The 632-nt window shown below is 48.1% G+C and carries 1 protein-coding gene; it reads left to right on the top strand.

The features are described 5' to 3' along the window. Positions 1 to 9: 9 nt before the first annotated feature. Positions 10 to 632, top strand: a 623-nt coding sequence (locus ACFILA_RS09870) for a DUF4815 domain-containing protein (protein WP_375661164.1), incomplete at its 3' end; no start/stop codon positions are given.

Here is a 632-nt window from a genome sequence, read left to right as displayed (position 1 = left end):
GGTTTTAATATGAAGCATGAAAGTGGTTTACCCTTTGCAATTGACAGATCTCGCGGCAAAGAGGAACAACAAAGCGTTGTCTTTTATGGCACGCGTCCCTTTATTCAAAGTGGTGAACTCAATGAGGTTCAAACCATTATAAGGGGGCGGCATGACCGCTTGGGGCGCCTTGTGGCACAAGAAGGAGACCGCGTTGAACGGGCTGATGCTTTTGTCAACAAAGAGACAAGGACCGTAACGTTAACGGATGGCAAAATTTATATCGCAGGCGATATCTTTCCAGTCTCTGAAGCTGTACTCAACAATGTTGCCATGATTGGGCGCATTGAAATTGGTGTGAAGCTGCAAAAAAAATGGATAACACACGAAGATGATCCAGAGCTATTGGGGCAAGTCCCTGGCACATTGGCAGAAGGAGAGCCTGGTGCCGCACGCGAAACAGCAAAGCTTGTTTGGGCACTGAAAGAAGATACACAGCAAGGCACTTTCTTTCCCGTTTATATCTTGCAAGATGGTGTTCTGATTGATCAAAAATCCCCATCACTGCTTGAACCCGCCATGCAAGCCATTGCGACGTACGACCGCGCCCATGGACATTATATCGTGAGTGGCTGCCGTGTGAGCGCATTGGG

This window comes from Bartonella sp. CL71SXKL (assembly GCF_042194935.1).
Classification (GTDB): Bacteria; Pseudomonadota; Alphaproteobacteria; order Rhizobiales; family Rhizobiaceae; genus Bartonella.
This window is presented reverse-complemented; position numbering and strand designations above follow the sequence as displayed.